General features: G+C 43.6%; 1 protein-coding gene. It reads left to right on the top strand.

The annotated features are described in order from the left end of the window. Nucleotides 1-408: 408 nt before the first annotated feature. Nucleotides 409-561: a helix-turn-helix domain-containing protein gene (locus tag ACFPZN_RS56535; protein ID WP_378293753.1), complete on the top strand. Its 153-nt coding sequence runs from the start codon at nucleotides 409-411 to the stop codon at nucleotides 559-561. Nucleotides 562-574 lie beyond the last annotated feature (13 nt).

Here is a 574-nt window from a genome sequence, read left to right on the forward strand (position 1 = left end):
CTAGATAGATAGTTATTAAGTGTAGAGAAAGATAACCCCCAATCCTTAGCTGCTGCCCTGACGCTGCGGTTTCCTACTAGCGATTTCAGTCTCTTGATAAAGCTTTCTTTTCTGCCTTCATCAAAAGCAATTTCATTTGCTTTTCCAGTAGCCATTTTCTTTCCCGTTTAACGCATTGATTATAAAAGAGATGATTCAAATTAGGCTCACTAAATCACATCAAGACAAAAGAAAGATTCATATTTGCTTTACGTGATGCATATTTGGATCAATACTATTCCTACGGATAACCCCGCCGGATTACTCCGACGGATAACTTTTAAGAGTAAACGAACTATGGAAAGAAATGAAGTGCGTGACTGGCATCGCATTGACATTGTCGCCGAGCTTCACAAGCGCGGCGTGACAATGCGCAGCCTTTCCACCAGTGCCGGGCTAAGCCCCGACACGCTGAAAAATGCGCTGGCTCGTTCATATCCTAAAGGTGAGCGCATTATTGCGAGTGCTCTCAATCTGGAACCCTCTTCAATCTGGCCAAGCCGATACAACAAGGATTTGTGATCATGTTTGTCAC

It is taken from the genome of Actinomadura rugatobispora, assembly GCF_042656285.1.
GTDB classification, from domain to species: domain Bacteria; phylum Actinomycetota; class Actinomycetes; order Streptosporangiales; family Streptosporangiaceae; genus Spirillospora; species Spirillospora rugatobispora.